Here is a 14,443-nt window from a genome sequence, read left to right on the forward strand (position 1 = left end):
GGGAGTCCGAACTCAAGGCAATCACCAAGGGGTAACACTATGAGGTACGCAGAGACAGGATATGTGCTGGAAGTCGACCTTACCAAGGGGAACATCGAAAGGGTGGCGACTGACCCGAGGGATACCGAACTCTACCTCGGCGGTCTGGGCACCAACGCCAAGATGCTGTGGGACAGGGTCCCTGCCGATGTCGAGCCCTTTTCGCCGGACAACCTTTTGATCTTCGCCGCCGGCCTTCTGTGCGGAACGCCGGCCACCGGCTGTAACCGCACCATCGTCTCCACCATCTCGCCGCAGACGAGGCTCATGGCCTTCTCGATGATGGGCGGGTTCTGGGCTCCGGAGCTCAAGTACGCGGGGTACGACAAGGTGGTCCTGCGCGGCAAGTCGGAAAAGCTCGTCTATCTCTACATCAACAACGACAAGGTCGAGATCCGCGACGCCTCCCACCTGAAGGGGAAGGGGGCCATCGAGACCGCGGAGATCATCAAGAAGGAGCTGAACGAGCCCCGGGCCCAGGTGGCCGCCATCGGCCTCGCCGGTGAGAACCGGGTCTTCTACGCATCCATAGAGCAGGGGCGCTCCTCCGCCTCCCGCGGCGGCATCGGCGCGGTGATGGGGGACAAGGGGGTCAAGGCGGTGGTGGTGCGCGGCACCAAGGACGTCGTGGTCGCCAAGCCCCAGGAGTACATGGACCTCTGCAGCGACGTGCTCGACTACATAAAGCACCGCGAGGAGAACCCGATTCCGGACGTGATGCCGATCCTGGCAGGGCTAGGCAGCCCCCAGGAGATGAAGGTCCACGACGAGAAGTGGCACACCGAGAACTTCAACTGGGGCAACGCCCGCACCCGCCGCAAGGACTTCTGGACCGAGGAGGTGGACCACGCCTGGGCCGAGACCATGGAGAAGGCGAGGACCAGGCTCATCAGCTGCTACAACTGTCCCATGAAGTGCGGCGCCACCATCTCGATGGAGGGGCTCCCCACCTACATGATGAAGTGCTTCACCAAGCTGACCTACACCATGGCCGCCTTCTCCGACCTCGACTTCGGCCTGAGGATGGCACAGAAGGCAACCGAGTACGGCCTGGACGGCTTCTCCGCCCCCCAGGTCATGGCGTTCGCCCTGGAGCTCCTGGAGAAGGGGAGCCTGAAGGACTCCGACTTCCCCGGGATGCCCGAGGACACCGAGGGTAGGTTCTTCTACCTCCTGGACATGATCGTGAACCGCCAGGGGATCGGCGACGTCCTCGCCAACGGCACCTACTGGGCCGCGCGCGAGATCGGCAACGGCGCCGAGGATTTCGCCCACAACAACATCAAAAAGCACGAGCAGCTTCCCTTGAAGCTCTCCATGCTGAACCCCATCTACTACCTCATGTACTGCACCGGGGAGAAGATCAACATCACCCAGATCGAGGGGCAGTTCCCGCAGGCGCCGTACCCGACGGTGGAGCAGCGCGAGGCCTTCGTCAAGGACTGGATCCAGGTCCCGGACGACAAGTTCAAGGACATCTTCCTGCAGTGGGAGCCGCGCGGCGAGAAGTCGATGCCCAACTTCCCCACCGTGGACATGTGCTGCGACATCGTCGACTGGCAGGAGATGATGCACTACATCGACGACGCCCTCGGGCAGTGCGCCGGCCTCTCCTCCTTCCCGCTCAAACCGCCGTACCACATCCACAACTACCCGAAGTTCATCTCCGCCGGGGCCGGCATCGAGATGACCAAGGAGAAGCTCACCAAGGCCGCCAAACGCTACCGCACCCTGGTGCGGGCGATCAACATCCGCCGCGGCATGAGAAGGGTGGACGAACAGCCGCCGGCGAACCACTGGAAGAACAGGTTCCCCGAGCTGGAGAAGGAGCTCCTCGACTCGTACTACCAGTTGAAGGGGTGGAACGAGGACGGCATCCCCACCAGGGAGACCCTGGAGGATCTGGGGCTTGGCTACGTCGCCGCCGAGTTCGAGCGGAGCGGCGTGTACGGCGGCTCCGCCCAGCCGGCCAGTGCGCCGCGCCAGCAGGAGACACTTAACGTCGGGGGGGTACAGCCGTGAGCACCGAGACCAAGAAAAGAACCATAAAGACCATCAACATCGACGCGGACAAATGCAACGGCTGCCGTGCCTGCGAGGTGATCTGCTCCTCCTTTCACGCGGCGCCTAAGTACAGCAGCAACAACCCGGCACGCTCCAGGGTGCGCGTGGTGCGCGACCCGCTGCGCGACATCTACATCCCGCTCTACGCCGGTGACTACACCGAGAGCGAGTGCATGGGGCGCGACAAGTTCATCATCGACGGCAAGGAGTACGACGAGTGCGGCTTCTGCCGGACCTCCTGCCCCTCGCGCGACCTCTTCAGGGAACCGGACTCCGGCCTTCCCCTGAAGTGCGACCTCTGCGACGGCGAACCCGAGCCCCTGTGCGTCAAGTGGTGCCTGGTCGGGGCCCTTTCCGTGACGGAACGGGAGGTGGAGGAGCCGGCTGAGGAGACGAAGCGGGGCGAACTGGAGATAGGCCTGGAGTCCCTGGCGAGAAGATTCGGCGCCGACAAGCTCCTTGATACCGTTGCCCAGATTACCAAAGGACGCTGACGCGAAAGGACGGTGCATCGTGGAAACCGTGACTCCATTCAAAGAGATCATAGATGTCATCAAGGAGAAGGGGGGGGACTCGCTCAAGTACTGCTACCAGTGCGGCCTGTGCGACTCGGTCTGCCCCTGGAACCGGGTGCGGCAGTTCAGCATGCGCAAGGTGGTGCGGCAGGGGGTCTTCGGGCTCACCGAGATCGAGCAGGAGGAGATCTGGCGCTGCAGCACCTGCGGGACCTGTCCCTCCCGCTGCCCCAGGGGGGTGAACCAGATCGAGGCGGGGGTTGCCCTGAGGACCATGGGCGCCGAGTACGACGTCTACCCCGGTCACGTGGCCACGATCAGGAACGTGGTGGCGAGCCTGACCAGCGAGGGGAACTCCATCGGTGGTGAGCGCGCCAAGAGGGGCGATTGGGCCAAGGACCTCCCGGTGAAGCCGTACCAGGAGGGGATGGAAGCCCTCTACTTCACCGGCTGCTACCTGAGCTACGATCCTAGGATGAGAAGGGTGGCCCAGGCCACCGCGACCATCCTCAACAAGGCGGGGGTGAACTTCGGGATCCTCGGCACCAAGGAAAGCTGCTGCGGCGAGAGCATCAGGAAGACCGGCAACGAGGAACTCTTCAAGAAACTCGCCAAGGAGAACATCAGGACCTTCATCGACAACGGCGTCAAGAAGGTGATCGTCTCCTCGCCGCACTGCTACCACACCTTCAAGAACGAGTACCCGGAGTTCATGGTGAACTTCGAGGTGGTCTTCATCTCCCAGTTCATCGAGGAGCTGATCGAGACCGGGAGGCTCACCATCAAGGGTGAGTTCGCCAAGAAGGTGACCTATCACGACCCCTGCTACCTCGGGCGGCACAACGGCGTCTACGACGAGCCCAGGAACGTGCTGAAAATGGTCCCGGGACTTCAGTTCACCGAGATGGCCGACAACCGCGAGTTCGCCCTTTGCTGCGGCGGTGGCGGCGGCAGGATCTGGATGGAGACACCCAAGGAGGAGCGCTTCGCCGACTTGAGGCTCAGGCAGGCGGTCCAGGCCGGGGCCGAGGTGCTGGCCACCTCCTGTCCCTACTGCATCACCAACTTCACCGACTCGAGCCTCGACCTGGCCGACCACGAGAAGGTGGAAGTAAAGGACCTGACGGAGATCATCGCCGAGGTGATCTGAGGCAAGAAACCCTGAGGGGAAGGATAACTTCTATGAATAGCGCAGAGAGAAATATAGGTGACGTACTCATCGTGGGCGGAGGGATCAGCGGCATTCAGGCCGCCCTCGATCTCGCCAACTCAGGATTCAGGGTCTTCCTCGTGGACAAGTCCCCGGCGCTCGGCGGCAAGATGTCCCAGCTGGACAAGACCTTCCCTACCAACGACTGTTCCATGTGCATCGAGTCCCCCAAGTTCATCGAGTGCTCGAGGAACCCGAACATCGAGATCATCACCTACACCGAGGTCGACCGGGTCGAAGGGGAGGCCGGCGACTTCAAGGTGACCCTCACCAAAAAGCCCAGGTACATCTCGGAGGAGAAGTGCACCGGGTGCAACATCTGCGTGGACTACTGCCCGGTGAAGATCCCGGACCCGTTCAACCAGAACCTCTCCGAGAACAAGGCGGTGCACATCTACTTCTCGCAGGCGGTGCCGCTGGTCACCTACGTCGACCCGGAGACCTGCCTGTACCTGAAGGAAGGGAAGTGCCAGATCTGCGTCGGCGCCTGCAAGACCAACGCGATCGACCTGCACCAAAAGCCCGAGACCTTCCAGATCGAGGTGGGCGCCATCCTCCTTTCCCCCGGCTACTCGACCTTCGACCCGAAACTGAGGGGGGACTTCGGCTACGGCAGGATGCAGAACGTGGTGACGAGCCTCGACTTCGAGAGGATCCTCTGCGCCACCGGCCCCTACGAGGGGGAGGTGCTGCGCCCCTCGGACAAGAAGCACCCGCACAAGATCGCCTGGATCCAGTGCGTGGGCTCCCGCCAGGTCACCCCGGGCGGCAACAACTACTGCTCGGCAGTCTGCTGCGCCTATTCGCAGAAGCAGGTGATCCTCGCCAAGGACCACAGCCCGACCCTGCAGGCCACCATCTTCCATAACGACGTCCGCGCCTACGGAAAGGATTTCGAGCGCTTCCACCAGCGGGCCGAGAAGCTCCCCGACGTGCGCTTCATCCGGAGCTACGTCACGGTGGGAAGGGAGATCGAGAGCAGCAAGAACGTCACCATCAGGTACTCCACCGTCGACCAGGGGGTCAAGGAGGAGGAGTTCGACATGGTGGTCCTCTCGGTGGGGCTTAACCCGCCCAAGGACGTGGAGGCGCTGGCCGCCAAGTTCGGCATCGAGCTGACCGACCAGAAGTTCTGCAAGAACAACCCGTACAACCCCATCGAGACCTCCAGAAAGGGGATCTTCGTCTCCGGCGCCTTCCAGGGCCCCCTGGACATCCCCGAGTCGGTCGTGACCGCCAGCGGCGCCGACGCCCTGGTCGGCCAGCTCCTCTCCACACGGCGCCACAAGCTGGAGCGGGAGAGGGTCTACCCGGCCGAGAAGGACGTCTCGCAGGAGGAGCTGAAGATCGGGGTGGTGGTCTGCTACTGCGGCGCCAACATCGGGCGCGTTGTCAACATCCCGGAGGTGATCGAGTACGCGGCGACCCTCCCCAACGTCTCCTGGGCCGGCGAGAACCTCTTCGCCTGCTCCACGGAAAACGCGAAGCAGATCTCCGACGCCATCGTGGCCAAGGGGCTGAACCGCGTGGTGCTCGCAGCCTGCACGCCGAGAACGCACGAGCCACTCTTTAGGGACACCTGCCGCGAGGCGGGGCTTAACCAGTACTTCTTCGAGTTCGCCAACATCCGCGAGCACTGCTCCTGGGTCCACTCCCGCGAGAAGGAGAACGCGACGGAAAAGGCGAAGGAGATCATCCGGATGTCGGTGGCCCGCGCCGCCCACCTGGAACCGTTGCAGGAATTCCAGCTCCCGGTCGACCACACCGCGCTCGTCGTCGGCGGCGGGGTCGCGGGGATGACCGCCTCGCTCAACATGGCCGAGCAGGGTTTCGAGGTCTACCTGGTCGAGAAGGACGACGACCTGGGGGGGATGGCGAGGCGCCTCCACTACACCCTGGAGGGGACCGAGGTGCAGCCCTTCCTCGCCGAGCTCGTGAAGAAGGTGTACCGGCACCCGTCCATCCACGTCTGGACCGACGCCACCATCGAGGACGTCTCCGGCTACGTCGGCAACTTCACCACCCGCGTGCTCTCCCAGGGGAGGGTGCGCGAGGTGAAGCACGGGGTCTCGGTGCTGGCCACCGGCGCCGCCGAGTACAAGCCGACCGAGTACCTCTACGGCGAGAACGACAACGTCCTGACCCAGCTCGAGCTGGAAGAGCGGATCGCGGCGGGGGACGAGAAGGTCAAGGCGGCCCAGAGCGTGGTCATGATCCAGTGCGTCGGCTGCCGCCAGGCCGACCGCAACTACTGCAGCCGGGTCTGCTGCAACCAGGCCATCAAGAACGCCCTGAAGCTCAAACAGATCAACCCCGAGGTCGAGGTCCAGGTCATCTTCCGCGACATGCGCACCTACGGGCTCAAGGAGGTCTACTACCGCGAGGCGGCCAACCAGAACGTGAAGTTCATCCGCTACGAGGCGGAGGGGAAACCGGTGGTGGAGGCGACAGGCGCCGGCTTCACGGTGACCGTCCCCGACCCGGTCCTGGGTCAGAAGATGGAGCTGGAAGCGGACCTCGTGGTGCTCGCGGCGGCGGTGATCCCGTCCGAGGCGAGCCAGGAGGCGGGGAAACTGTTCAAGGTGTCCAACAACCCGGACGGCTTCTTCCAGGAAGCCCACGTGAAGCTGAGGCCGGTCGATTTCAGCGCCGACGGCGTCTTCCTCTGCGGCACCGCCCACTATCCCAAGCACCTGACCGAGACCATCAGCCAGGCGCTGGGGGCGGCGGGACGCGCGGTGGGGATCCTCTCCAAGGAGACGGTGACCGCCTCCGGATCGGTCTGCGACGTCGACGAGACGAGCTGCGTATCCTGCGGCGCCTGCATCACCGCCTGCAAGTACGGCGCGATCAGCTTCGCCGACACCCCCAAGGGGAAGAAGGCGCGTGTGGAACCGATTCTGTGCAAGGGAGACGGCCTGTGCAACGCCAAGTGCCCGACCCGCGCCATTTACCTGAAGCACTACACCGACGACGCGATCTTCGCCCAGATCGACGCGGCGCTCCCGCCGGGCCGGGGCTAGATCTCACGAACAACTCCAGGGGAAACCTGGGAAGGAGGTAACAATGACAACCGGAATCGAGCAAAAGCCCAGGGTCGTCGGTTTCCTGTGCACGTGGTGAGCGTACGGCGCTGCCGACCTGGCTGGAGTTTCCAGACTGCAATATACGACAGAGACGAAGATTATCAGGGTGATGTGTACCGGCCGCGTGGACATCGGGTTCGTGCTGCGGGCCTTCCAGAAGGGGGCGGACGGGGTGTTCATCGGCGGCTGCTGGCCGGGTGAATGCCACTACGTCACCGAGGGGAACTACGATGTGCTGAAGAACGTGCACATTGCGAAAAAGATCCTCGAGAAGATCGGGGTGAACCCGAACCGCCTGAGGCTCGAGTGGATCTCGGCCTCGGAGGGGATGCGCTACGCCGAGGTGATGAACGACTTCGGCCGCGTGCTGAAGGAGTTGGGCCCCCTGGGCAAGGGGGAGGGGATCGACGCGAGCGCCCTGACCATCCGGATGGAGGCCGCCAACAGGCTGGTCCCCTACGTGAAGCTGGTGGAGCGCGAGCGGCTCAGGCAGCGCTTCAAGACCGAGGAGGAGTACGCCCGGTACTTCGAAAGCGACGAACTGAACCGTATCTTCGAGGACCTGGTGGTGGACAAGCTGGCGGTGAGCCAGATGACCCTGCTCCTGAGGGACAACCCGCTCACCAGCGCGGAGATCGCCCAGGCCCTGGGCCTCGAACCGGCGGACGTCTCCCGGCACCTGAAGGATTCGTCGCGGAAAGGATTGGTGAGGTACGACGAGGGGGAGAAGCGCTACGCGCTGGCCCTGTAGTCACAACGAAGGTAAATGAGGACCGCTGCCATGTGCATGGATATTACGAGAATCGACCAGATCATTGACGACCACAACGCCGAGCAGAGCTCGCTGATCCAGATCCTTTTGGACATCCAGGCCGAGCACCACTGGCTTCCCAAGCAGGCGCTGGACCGGGTGGCCGAGAAGCTGGATGTGCCGATGAACCGGATCCAGCACATCACCACCTTCTACAAGGCGTTCAGCCAGGTTCCCAAGGGGCGCCACCAGATCCATGTCTGCATGGGGACGGCCTGCCACGTGCGCGGGGCGCAGAGGGTGCTGGACACCATCTCCGAGGCGACCGGGATCAAGGCGGGAGAGACCGACGCCGAGCTCAAGTTCAGCCTCGAGACGGTGAACTGTCTCGGGTGCTGCGCCCTCGGGCCGGTCATGGTGGTGGACGGTGAATATCACGGCAACGTGGCGCCTGCACAGGCGGCAGACGTTCTGAAAAACTACGAGTAAGGGGCGCTTATGCCAAGGATAAATTCGCCAGCGGAATTGGAAGAGTTCAGGAGGAGCATCCTGTCGAAGCGCAGCGACGACAGGCCCTGCATCACGCTCTGCTCCGGCAGCGCCTGCCACGCAACGGGGAGCGAGAAGGTCGCCGGCGCCATCGTCGCCGAACTGGAGAACCACGGGCTCACCGGCCAGGTCGATTTCAGAAGGACCGGCTGCCACGGCTTTTGCGAGCAGGGGCCCATCGTGGTCATCTACCCGGAGGGGATCTGCTACCTGAAAGTCAAGCCCGAGGACATCTGCGAGATCGTCTCCCACACCTTCAAGGAGAAGAAGCTCGTCGAGCGGCTCCTCTACGTCGACCCGACCAACGGGGAGAAGTCGAGCTTCGAGCACGACATCCCCTTCTACAAGAACCAGCAGCGGCTCATCCTGGGGCTCAACCGCAAGATCGACCCGAAGAGCCTCGAGGACTTCCTCGCGGTCGGAGGGTACAAGGCGCTCACCAAGGCGCTCTTCGAGATGAGCCCGGAAGAGGTGATCGGCGAGGTCAAGGCCGCGAAGCTCAGGGGGCGCGGCGGTGCGGGCTTCCCCTCCGGCATGAAGTGGGAATTCGCCAGGAAGGCGCCGGGAGACCAGAAGTACGTGGTGGTCAACTGCGACGAGGGGGACCCGGGCGCGTACATGGACCGCTCCCTCATGGAAGGGAACCCCTTCACCGTCCTCGAAGGGCTCATGATCGGGGCCTACGCCATCGGCGCCACCGAGGGTTACATCTACGTGCGCCAGGAATACCCGCTCGCCGTCGACAACCTCTCGGTCGCGATGAAAGAAGCGGAGCGGCGCGGGCTTCTGGGGAAGAACATCATGGGTTCCGGCTTCGACTTCACCGTCAAGGTACATCGCGGCGCCGGCGCATTCATCTGCGGCGAGGAGACTTCGCTGCTTGCCTCGCTGGAAGGAAAGCCGGGGGAGCCGAAGTCCAGGCCGCCGTTTCCCGCCAACAAGGGGCTTTGGGGCAAGCCGACCAACATCAACAACGTGGAGACCTGGGCCAACATCCCGGTGATCATCAACGAGGGGGCGGAATTCTTCTCCTCCGTCGGGACCGAAAGCAGCAAGGGGACCAAGATCTTCTCGCTGGTCGGGAAGGTGAACAACACCGGCCTCGTCGAGGTGCCGATGGGGATACCGCTGCGCGACATCATCTACAAGATCGGCGGCGGCGTGCCCAAGGGGAAGAAATTCAAGGCGGTGCAGACCGGCGGGCCGTCGGGTGGCTGCATCCCCGAGGCGTATCTCGACGTCAAGGTGGACTTCGACGAGCTGATGAAGATGGGCGCCATGATGGGCTCGGGCGGCATGATCGTCATGGACGAGGACACCTGCCTCGTGGACATCGCCCGCTACTTCCTCGAGTTTTTAAGTGACGAGTCGTGCGGCAAGTGCGTTCCCTGCCGCGAGGGGATCAGGCAGATGCTCAAGGTGATGACCGACATCACCCAGGGGAAAGGGAAGGAAGGGGACATCGAACTCCTCGAGAACATGGCGATGGCGACCCAGGGGGCGGCACTTTGTGCCCTCGGCAAGACCGCGCCGAACCCGGTCCTCTCGACCCTCAAGTACTTCCGCGAGGAGTACGAGGCCCACATCAAGGAGAAGCGCTGCCCGGCCCTTTCCTGCAAGGAGCTGATCGCCTTCCACATCGATCCGGAGAAGTGCAAGGGGTGCGGCAGCTGCTTGAGGAAGTGCCCCGCCAACGCCATCGAGGGGGGGAAGAAGACGATCCACGTCATCGACCAGGAGAAGTGCACCAAGTGCGGCACCTGCATCGAGGCCTGCCCGGCGGCCTTCCAGGCCATCGGCAAGCTTTCCGGCGTGCCGGTGCCTGCCCCGGTTCCGCAGGAAAAACGGGCGTTGGCGTAGTATCGAGGAACTTTTAACCCCCTCTCCCGACACTCCCTCTCCCCCTGGGAGAGGGTCGGGGTGAGGGAGCCGGCACCAGGCACCAGTCAAGCTTCGCGGCAGCGCCCTCACCCCCAGCCCCTCTCCCAAAGGGGGAGGGGGGGAACGGGGTCCCCTTGAAAGGAGTACAACATGAGCGAATTCGTCCTGCAGATAGATGGGAAAGAGGTCACCGCCCGGGAAGGGATGACCATCGTAGAGGCCGCGAAATCGGCCGGGATCAGAATCCCGACCCTTTGCCACCACGACCAGCTGGAGCCCTACGGCGCCTGCCGGATCTGCACGGTGGAGGCGGAGGCCAACGGCAGAAACCAGCTGGTCGCAGCCTGCGTCTACCCTGCGGAAAAGGGGATGGTGGTGCAGACCAAGACCGAGAAGCTGGCCAAGATCCGCAAGGTGCTGGTGGAGCAGATGATGGCCCACGCCCCGGACGCGCCGCAGCTTCTGGAACTGGCCGAGGAGTACGGCGCCGACCGGGACCGCTTCGACAAGGACCCCTCCTTCTGCATCCTCTGCGGCCTGTGCGTCAGGTACTGCAACGAGGTCAAGAAGAAGAACGCCATCGGCTACATCGACCGCGGCCCGCGGCGCGAGATCAGCTTCATCCCCGACGTCGCCGGCAAGGAATGCTGGGACTGCAAGGAATGCTTTCCCCTCTGCCCGACCTCCGCGCTGCAGGCGGCCTACGTGCTGACCGAGGCGCTGGCCACGCCGCCCGAGGAGGCCGCGCAGGAGGCCGGTTGCGCCTGCTCCTGCTCCTGCTCGGGAAGCTGCGGCTAGCGGATTTGGCTGAAGGGAAAGCTAGAGTCTCTTGCTTCCGGGGGCGCGGTGGGTGTGTGTCGTTGGGGTGCGAATCCCCATCCGGCCTTCGGGCCACCCCCGGGGGCGAGGGAAACAAGAAGATAGTTCGCTCACACAGTGAGCCCTGCCTCCCGCTCCAGCGCGGGGAGGGCAACTTCCCTCTCCCTCTGGGAGAGGGCCAGGGTGAGGGCGTTGCAATAGGCGAAATGTCACTTCGTGGCTCCCCCCTCACCCGCCCCTTCGGGCACCCTCTCCCGGGGGGAGAGGGGATTGAGTCGAAGATTCTAGTCAAGCAAGAAACTTAATAACCAAGGAGGTCGTCATGCGGTTCGGATTAACGGATGAACAGAAAATGATGCAGGAGATGGCGAGGGACTTCGCCCAGAAAGAGATCCTTCCCACCCTGAAAGAGGACGAGGCCAACCATACCTTCCGTCCCGAACTGGTGAAAAAGATGGCCTCCCTCGGGTTCTTCGGCTGCGGATTGCCCGAGGAGTACGGCGGCAACGGCTGCGGCTTCCTCGAATCGGTGATCCTGGCGGAACAGCTCGCCACGGTGAGCGGCTCGTCACGGCTCCCCCTCAACATGCAGAACATCGGCCCCGCCCTCACCGTCAACCGGTTCGGCAGCAAGGAGCAGAAGGAGCGCTTCATACCGGACTGGGTAAGCGCGGAATCCTTCGGCTTTTTCGCCATCACCGAGCCCAACTCCGGCTCCGACGTGGTGAGCATGGGGACCACCGCCACCGACCGCGGCGACCACTGGGAGATCAACGGCCAGAAGATGTGGATCTCCAACGCCCACGTGGGTGATTGGGGTCTCCTCTACGCCGTGACCGACCGTGCCGCCAAGCACAAGGGTCTCACCTGCTTCATCATCAACCTGAAGGGGAACGAGGGGATCATCACCGCCGCCATCGAGAGCAAGGTCGGTCTCCACTGCGCCCCGACCGGCGAGATCTCCTTCAACCAGGCCAAGATCCCCAAGGATTCGGTGCTGGGCGAAGTGGGGCAGGGGTTCCAGATCTGCATGTGGCAGTTGAACAACACCCGCATCAGCTGCGCGGCGGGAGCCCTCGGTATCGGCGCCGGCGCCATCGAGGCGGCCATCGGCTACGCCAACGAGAGGACCCAGTTCGGCAAGAAGATCGGCTCCTACCAGATGGTCCAGGCCTCCATCGCCGAGATGGTCGCCGAGCACGAGGCGGCACGGCTTCTCGTCTACCAGGCCGCCTGGCTCAAGGACCAGGGGCTCCCCAACCAGTACCAGACCTCCATGGCGAAGCTCTTCGCCTCAGAGGCTGCGGTTCACGCGGCGACCGAAACCATGAAGATCTTCGGCAGCTACGGATTCTCCACCGAATACCCGGCGGAGCGCTGGCTGCGCGACTCCATGTCACTTCGTACCGTCGAAGGAACCAGCAACATCCAGAAGACCATCATCGCCGGCTTCGCCCTGGGCGACGTGGTCAACCGCTAACCCAAAACCCCTCTCCCCCTGGGAGAGGGTGCCCGAAGGGCGGGTGAGGGCGTTGCCTTGTAATGAGGAGCTGCCGCTGCCGACGCCCTCACCCTGGCCCTCTCCCGGAGGGAGAGGGGATGTGGACGATGTGCTGGCGAAGATCATGACAAATTAAATTCAATGAAAGGAACCCACCATGGCACGAAAGCAGACACCGCTGCGCCCGTATTTCGAGAAGATGGCCGACATCGGCAAGGCGCTGAGCGATGCGGAGGTTAAACGTTCGCAGGAGAACGTGGAGCTGGTCAAGGAGCAGGTGCAGCTCCTCGGTCAGGAAACGGAGCGGGTGAAAAACGCCGGCATCCCGGCCAAGAAGGTCCACGAGCGCGGCGGCATGACCATCTACGACCGCCTCGACTACCTCGTCGACGCCGGGACCTGGGCGCCGCTGCACACCCTCTACAACCCCAAGAACAACGAGGAGGGGTGCACCGGGGTCGTGAACGGCATCGGGCGCATCGAAGGCAAGTGGGCGGTCATCATCGGCTTCGACAACAAGGTGATGGCGGGCGCCTGGATCGCCGGGCAGTCCGAGAACATCCTCATGGTCACCGACATGGCCAAGCGCCTCAACGTCCCGCTGGTCTGGCTCACCAACTGTTCCGGCGTGAAGCTCATGGAGCAGGAGACGGTCTATGCCGGACGCCGCTCCAGCGGCGCTCCCTTCTACCGCCACGCCGATCTCAACCACCTCGGCATCCCCATCCTCAACGGCATCTACGGCACCAACCCGGCCGGCGGCGGCTACCAGGGCATCAGCCCGACCATCCTCCTTGCCCATGATGGTGCCAACATTGCGGTAGGCGGCGCGGGCATCGTCGGCGGCATGAACCCGAAAGGACACATCGACGTGGAGGCCGCGCAGGCACTCATCGATGCCACCCGCAACTTCAAGGCGAAGGATCCCGGCCGCGTCGAGACCCATTTCGACCAGACCGCCTACTTCCGCGAAGTGCACGACACCGAGACCGGCGTCCTGGACGGCATCAAGGATTACATGCGCATGATGCCCGCCTACGATCCGGCCATGTTCCGCGTCGCGGCGCCTGCCGCGCCCCGCTTCCCGGTAGAGGATCTCAACATGATCCTGCCGGCCAACCAGAAGCGCCCCTACGACGCCATCCAGATCCTGGCGCGCCTGACCGACAACAGCGAGTTCATGGAGTACCGCCCCGACTACGGGCGCGAGGTCTACACCGGCATCGCCAAGGTGGACGGCTTCCCCGTCGCCTTCATCGGCAACCGCCAGGGGGTCTTCCCGGGCTATCCCGAGTACGCCAAGGGGGCCTACCCGGCCGTGGGCGGCAAGCATTACCGCGAGGGTCTCATCAAGCAGGCCGAGTTCGTGACGCTGTGCGGCCGCGACAACCTCCCCATCGTCTGGCTCCAGGACACCACCGGCATCGACGTCGGCGACCTGGCCGAGGAAGCCGAACTCCTGGCACTCGGGCAGTCGCTGGTCTACTCCATCGAACAGACCGACCTCTCCATGATGTGCGTCGTGCTCAGGAAGGGGACCGCGGCGGCCCACTACATCATGTGCGGTCCGCAGGCGAACAACAACAACGCCTTCACCCTGGGCACACCGCTCACCGAGATCTACGTCATGCACGGCGAGACCGCGGCCGCCGCGTCCTATGCGCGCCGCCTGGTGAAGGAGCAGGATTCCGGCAACGACCTGGCGCCGGTCATCGGCAAGATGAACCAGATGATCCAGGACTACCAGGAGAAATCGCGCCCGGCCTACTGTGCCATCAGCGGCTTTGTCGACGAGATTGTCGAGCTTCCCGACCTGCGCAGGTACATCCAGGCCTTCACCGGCGCCAACTATCAGAACCCGAAGTCGATCACCCCGGTGCACCAGATGCTCCTACCGAGGATCATCAGGGGATAGCGATCCAGGTTCCCTCCCCCGGAGGGGAGGGTTAGGGAGGGGACGCCTGAAAGTTTCCCCCTCCCGACCTCCCCCCCGGGGGGAGGAGCGATGACGTTCCCCCCCTGGTTCCC

Annotated in this window: 10 protein-coding genes; all 10 read left to right on the forward strand. The window is 63.7% G+C overall.

The features are described from left to right. Window positions 1-39: 39 nt before the first annotated feature. Window positions 40-2,061 carry an aldehyde ferredoxin oxidoreductase N-terminal domain-containing protein gene (locus tag KP001_RS01935; protein WP_217287911.1) on the forward strand — a complete coding sequence of 674 codons (2,022 nt, stop codon included), beginning with the start codon at window positions 40-42 and terminating at the stop codon, window positions 2,059-2,061. After that, window positions 2,058-2,597, forward strand: coding sequence for a 4Fe-4S dicluster domain-containing protein (locus tag KP001_RS01940; RefSeq protein WP_217287912.1), 540 nt, complete (start codon window positions 2,058-2,060; stop codon window positions 2,595-2,597). The genes KP001_RS01935 and KP001_RS01940 overlap by 4 nt, the downstream gene beginning before the upstream one ends. Before the next feature lie 19 nt (window positions 2,598-2,616). After that, a complete protein-coding gene (locus KP001_RS01945) occupies window positions 2,617-3,768 on the forward strand; it encodes a (Fe-S)-binding protein (RefSeq protein ID WP_217287913.1) in 1,152 nt (383 codons plus the stop codon). Between the two features lie 32 nt (window positions 3,769-3,800). Continuing rightward, a complete protein-coding gene (locus tag KP001_RS01950; protein ID WP_217287914.1) occupies window positions 3,801-6,851 on the forward strand; it encodes a CoB--CoM heterodisulfide reductase iron-sulfur subunit A family protein in 3,051 nt (1,016 codons plus the stop codon). A gap of 43 nt (window positions 6,852-6,894) precedes the next feature. Next, on the forward strand, window positions 6,895-7,665 hold the full coding sequence (locus KP001_RS01955; RefSeq protein ID WP_217287915.1) for a hydrogenase iron-sulfur subunit: 771 nt from the start codon (window positions 6,895-6,897) through the stop codon (window positions 7,663-7,665). Between the two features lie 36 nt (window positions 7,666-7,701). Further along, window positions 7,702-8,154, forward strand: a complete 453-nt coding sequence (locus KP001_RS01960; RefSeq protein ID WP_224957962.1) for a complex I 24 kDa subunit family protein — start codon at window positions 7,702-7,704, stop codon at window positions 8,152-8,154. Window positions 8,155-8,163: 9 nt separating this feature from the next. Next, the gene (gene nuoF / locus KP001_RS01965) at window positions 8,164-10,074 is read left to right on the forward strand and encodes an NADH-quinone oxidoreductase subunit NuoF (protein WP_217287917.1); all 1,911 of its coding nucleotides are present in this window, start codon (window positions 8,164-8,166) and stop codon (window positions 10,072-10,074) included. 171 nt (window positions 10,075-10,245) lie between these two features. Next, the gene (locus tag KP001_RS01970) at window positions 10,246-10,893 is read left to right on the forward strand and encodes a 2Fe-2S iron-sulfur cluster-binding protein (RefSeq protein WP_217287918.1); all 648 of its coding nucleotides are present in this window, start codon (window positions 10,246-10,248) and stop codon (window positions 10,891-10,893) included. 343 nt (window positions 10,894-11,236) lie between these two features. Beyond that, window positions 11,237-12,394 (forward strand): acyl-CoA dehydrogenase family protein, encoded by a 1,158-nt coding sequence (locus KP001_RS01975; protein ID WP_217287919.1) that lies wholly within the window; start codon window positions 11,237-11,239, stop codon window positions 12,392-12,394. 178 nt (window positions 12,395-12,572) lie between these two features. Continuing rightward, window positions 12,573-14,330: an acyl-CoA carboxylase subunit beta gene (locus KP001_RS01980; protein WP_217287920.1), complete on the forward strand. Its 1,758-nt coding sequence runs from the start codon at window positions 12,573-12,575 to the stop codon at window positions 14,328-14,330. The last annotated feature ends 113 nt before the right edge of the window (window positions 14,331-14,443 follow it).

It is taken from the genome of Geomonas subterranea, from assembly GCF_019063845.1.
Taxonomy (GTDB): Bacteria; Desulfobacterota; Desulfuromonadia; order Geobacterales; family Geobacteraceae; genus Geomonas; species Geomonas subterranea.

What these genes read in the sequence shown, in the direction of transcription:
- KP001_RS01935 (WP_217287911.1), top strand. Translation starts at nt 40, where the DNA reads ATGAGGTACGCAGAGACAGGATATGTGCTGGAAGTCGACCTTACCAAG.
- KP001_RS01950 (WP_217287914.1), top strand. Translation starts at nt 3,801, where the DNA reads ATGAATAGCGCAGAGAGAAATATAGGTGACGTACTCATCGTGGGCGGA.
- KP001_RS01960 (WP_224957962.1), top strand. Translation starts at nt 7,702, where the DNA reads ATGGATATTACGAGAATCGACCAGATCATTGACGACCACAACGCCGAG.
- nuoF (WP_217287917.1), top strand. Translation starts at nt 8,164, where the DNA reads ATGCCAAGGATAAATTCGCCAGCGGAATTGGAAGAGTTCAGGAGGAGC.
- KP001_RS01970 (WP_217287918.1), top strand. Translation starts at nt 10,246, where the DNA reads ATGAGCGAATTCGTCCTGCAGATAGATGGGAAAGAGGTCACCGCCCGG.
- KP001_RS01975 (WP_217287919.1), top strand. Translation starts at nt 11,237, where the DNA reads ATGCGGTTCGGATTAACGGATGAACAGAAAATGATGCAGGAGATGGCG.
- KP001_RS01980 (WP_217287920.1), top strand. Translation starts at nt 12,573, where the DNA reads ATGGCACGAAAGCAGACACCGCTGCGCCCGTATTTCGAGAAGATGGCC.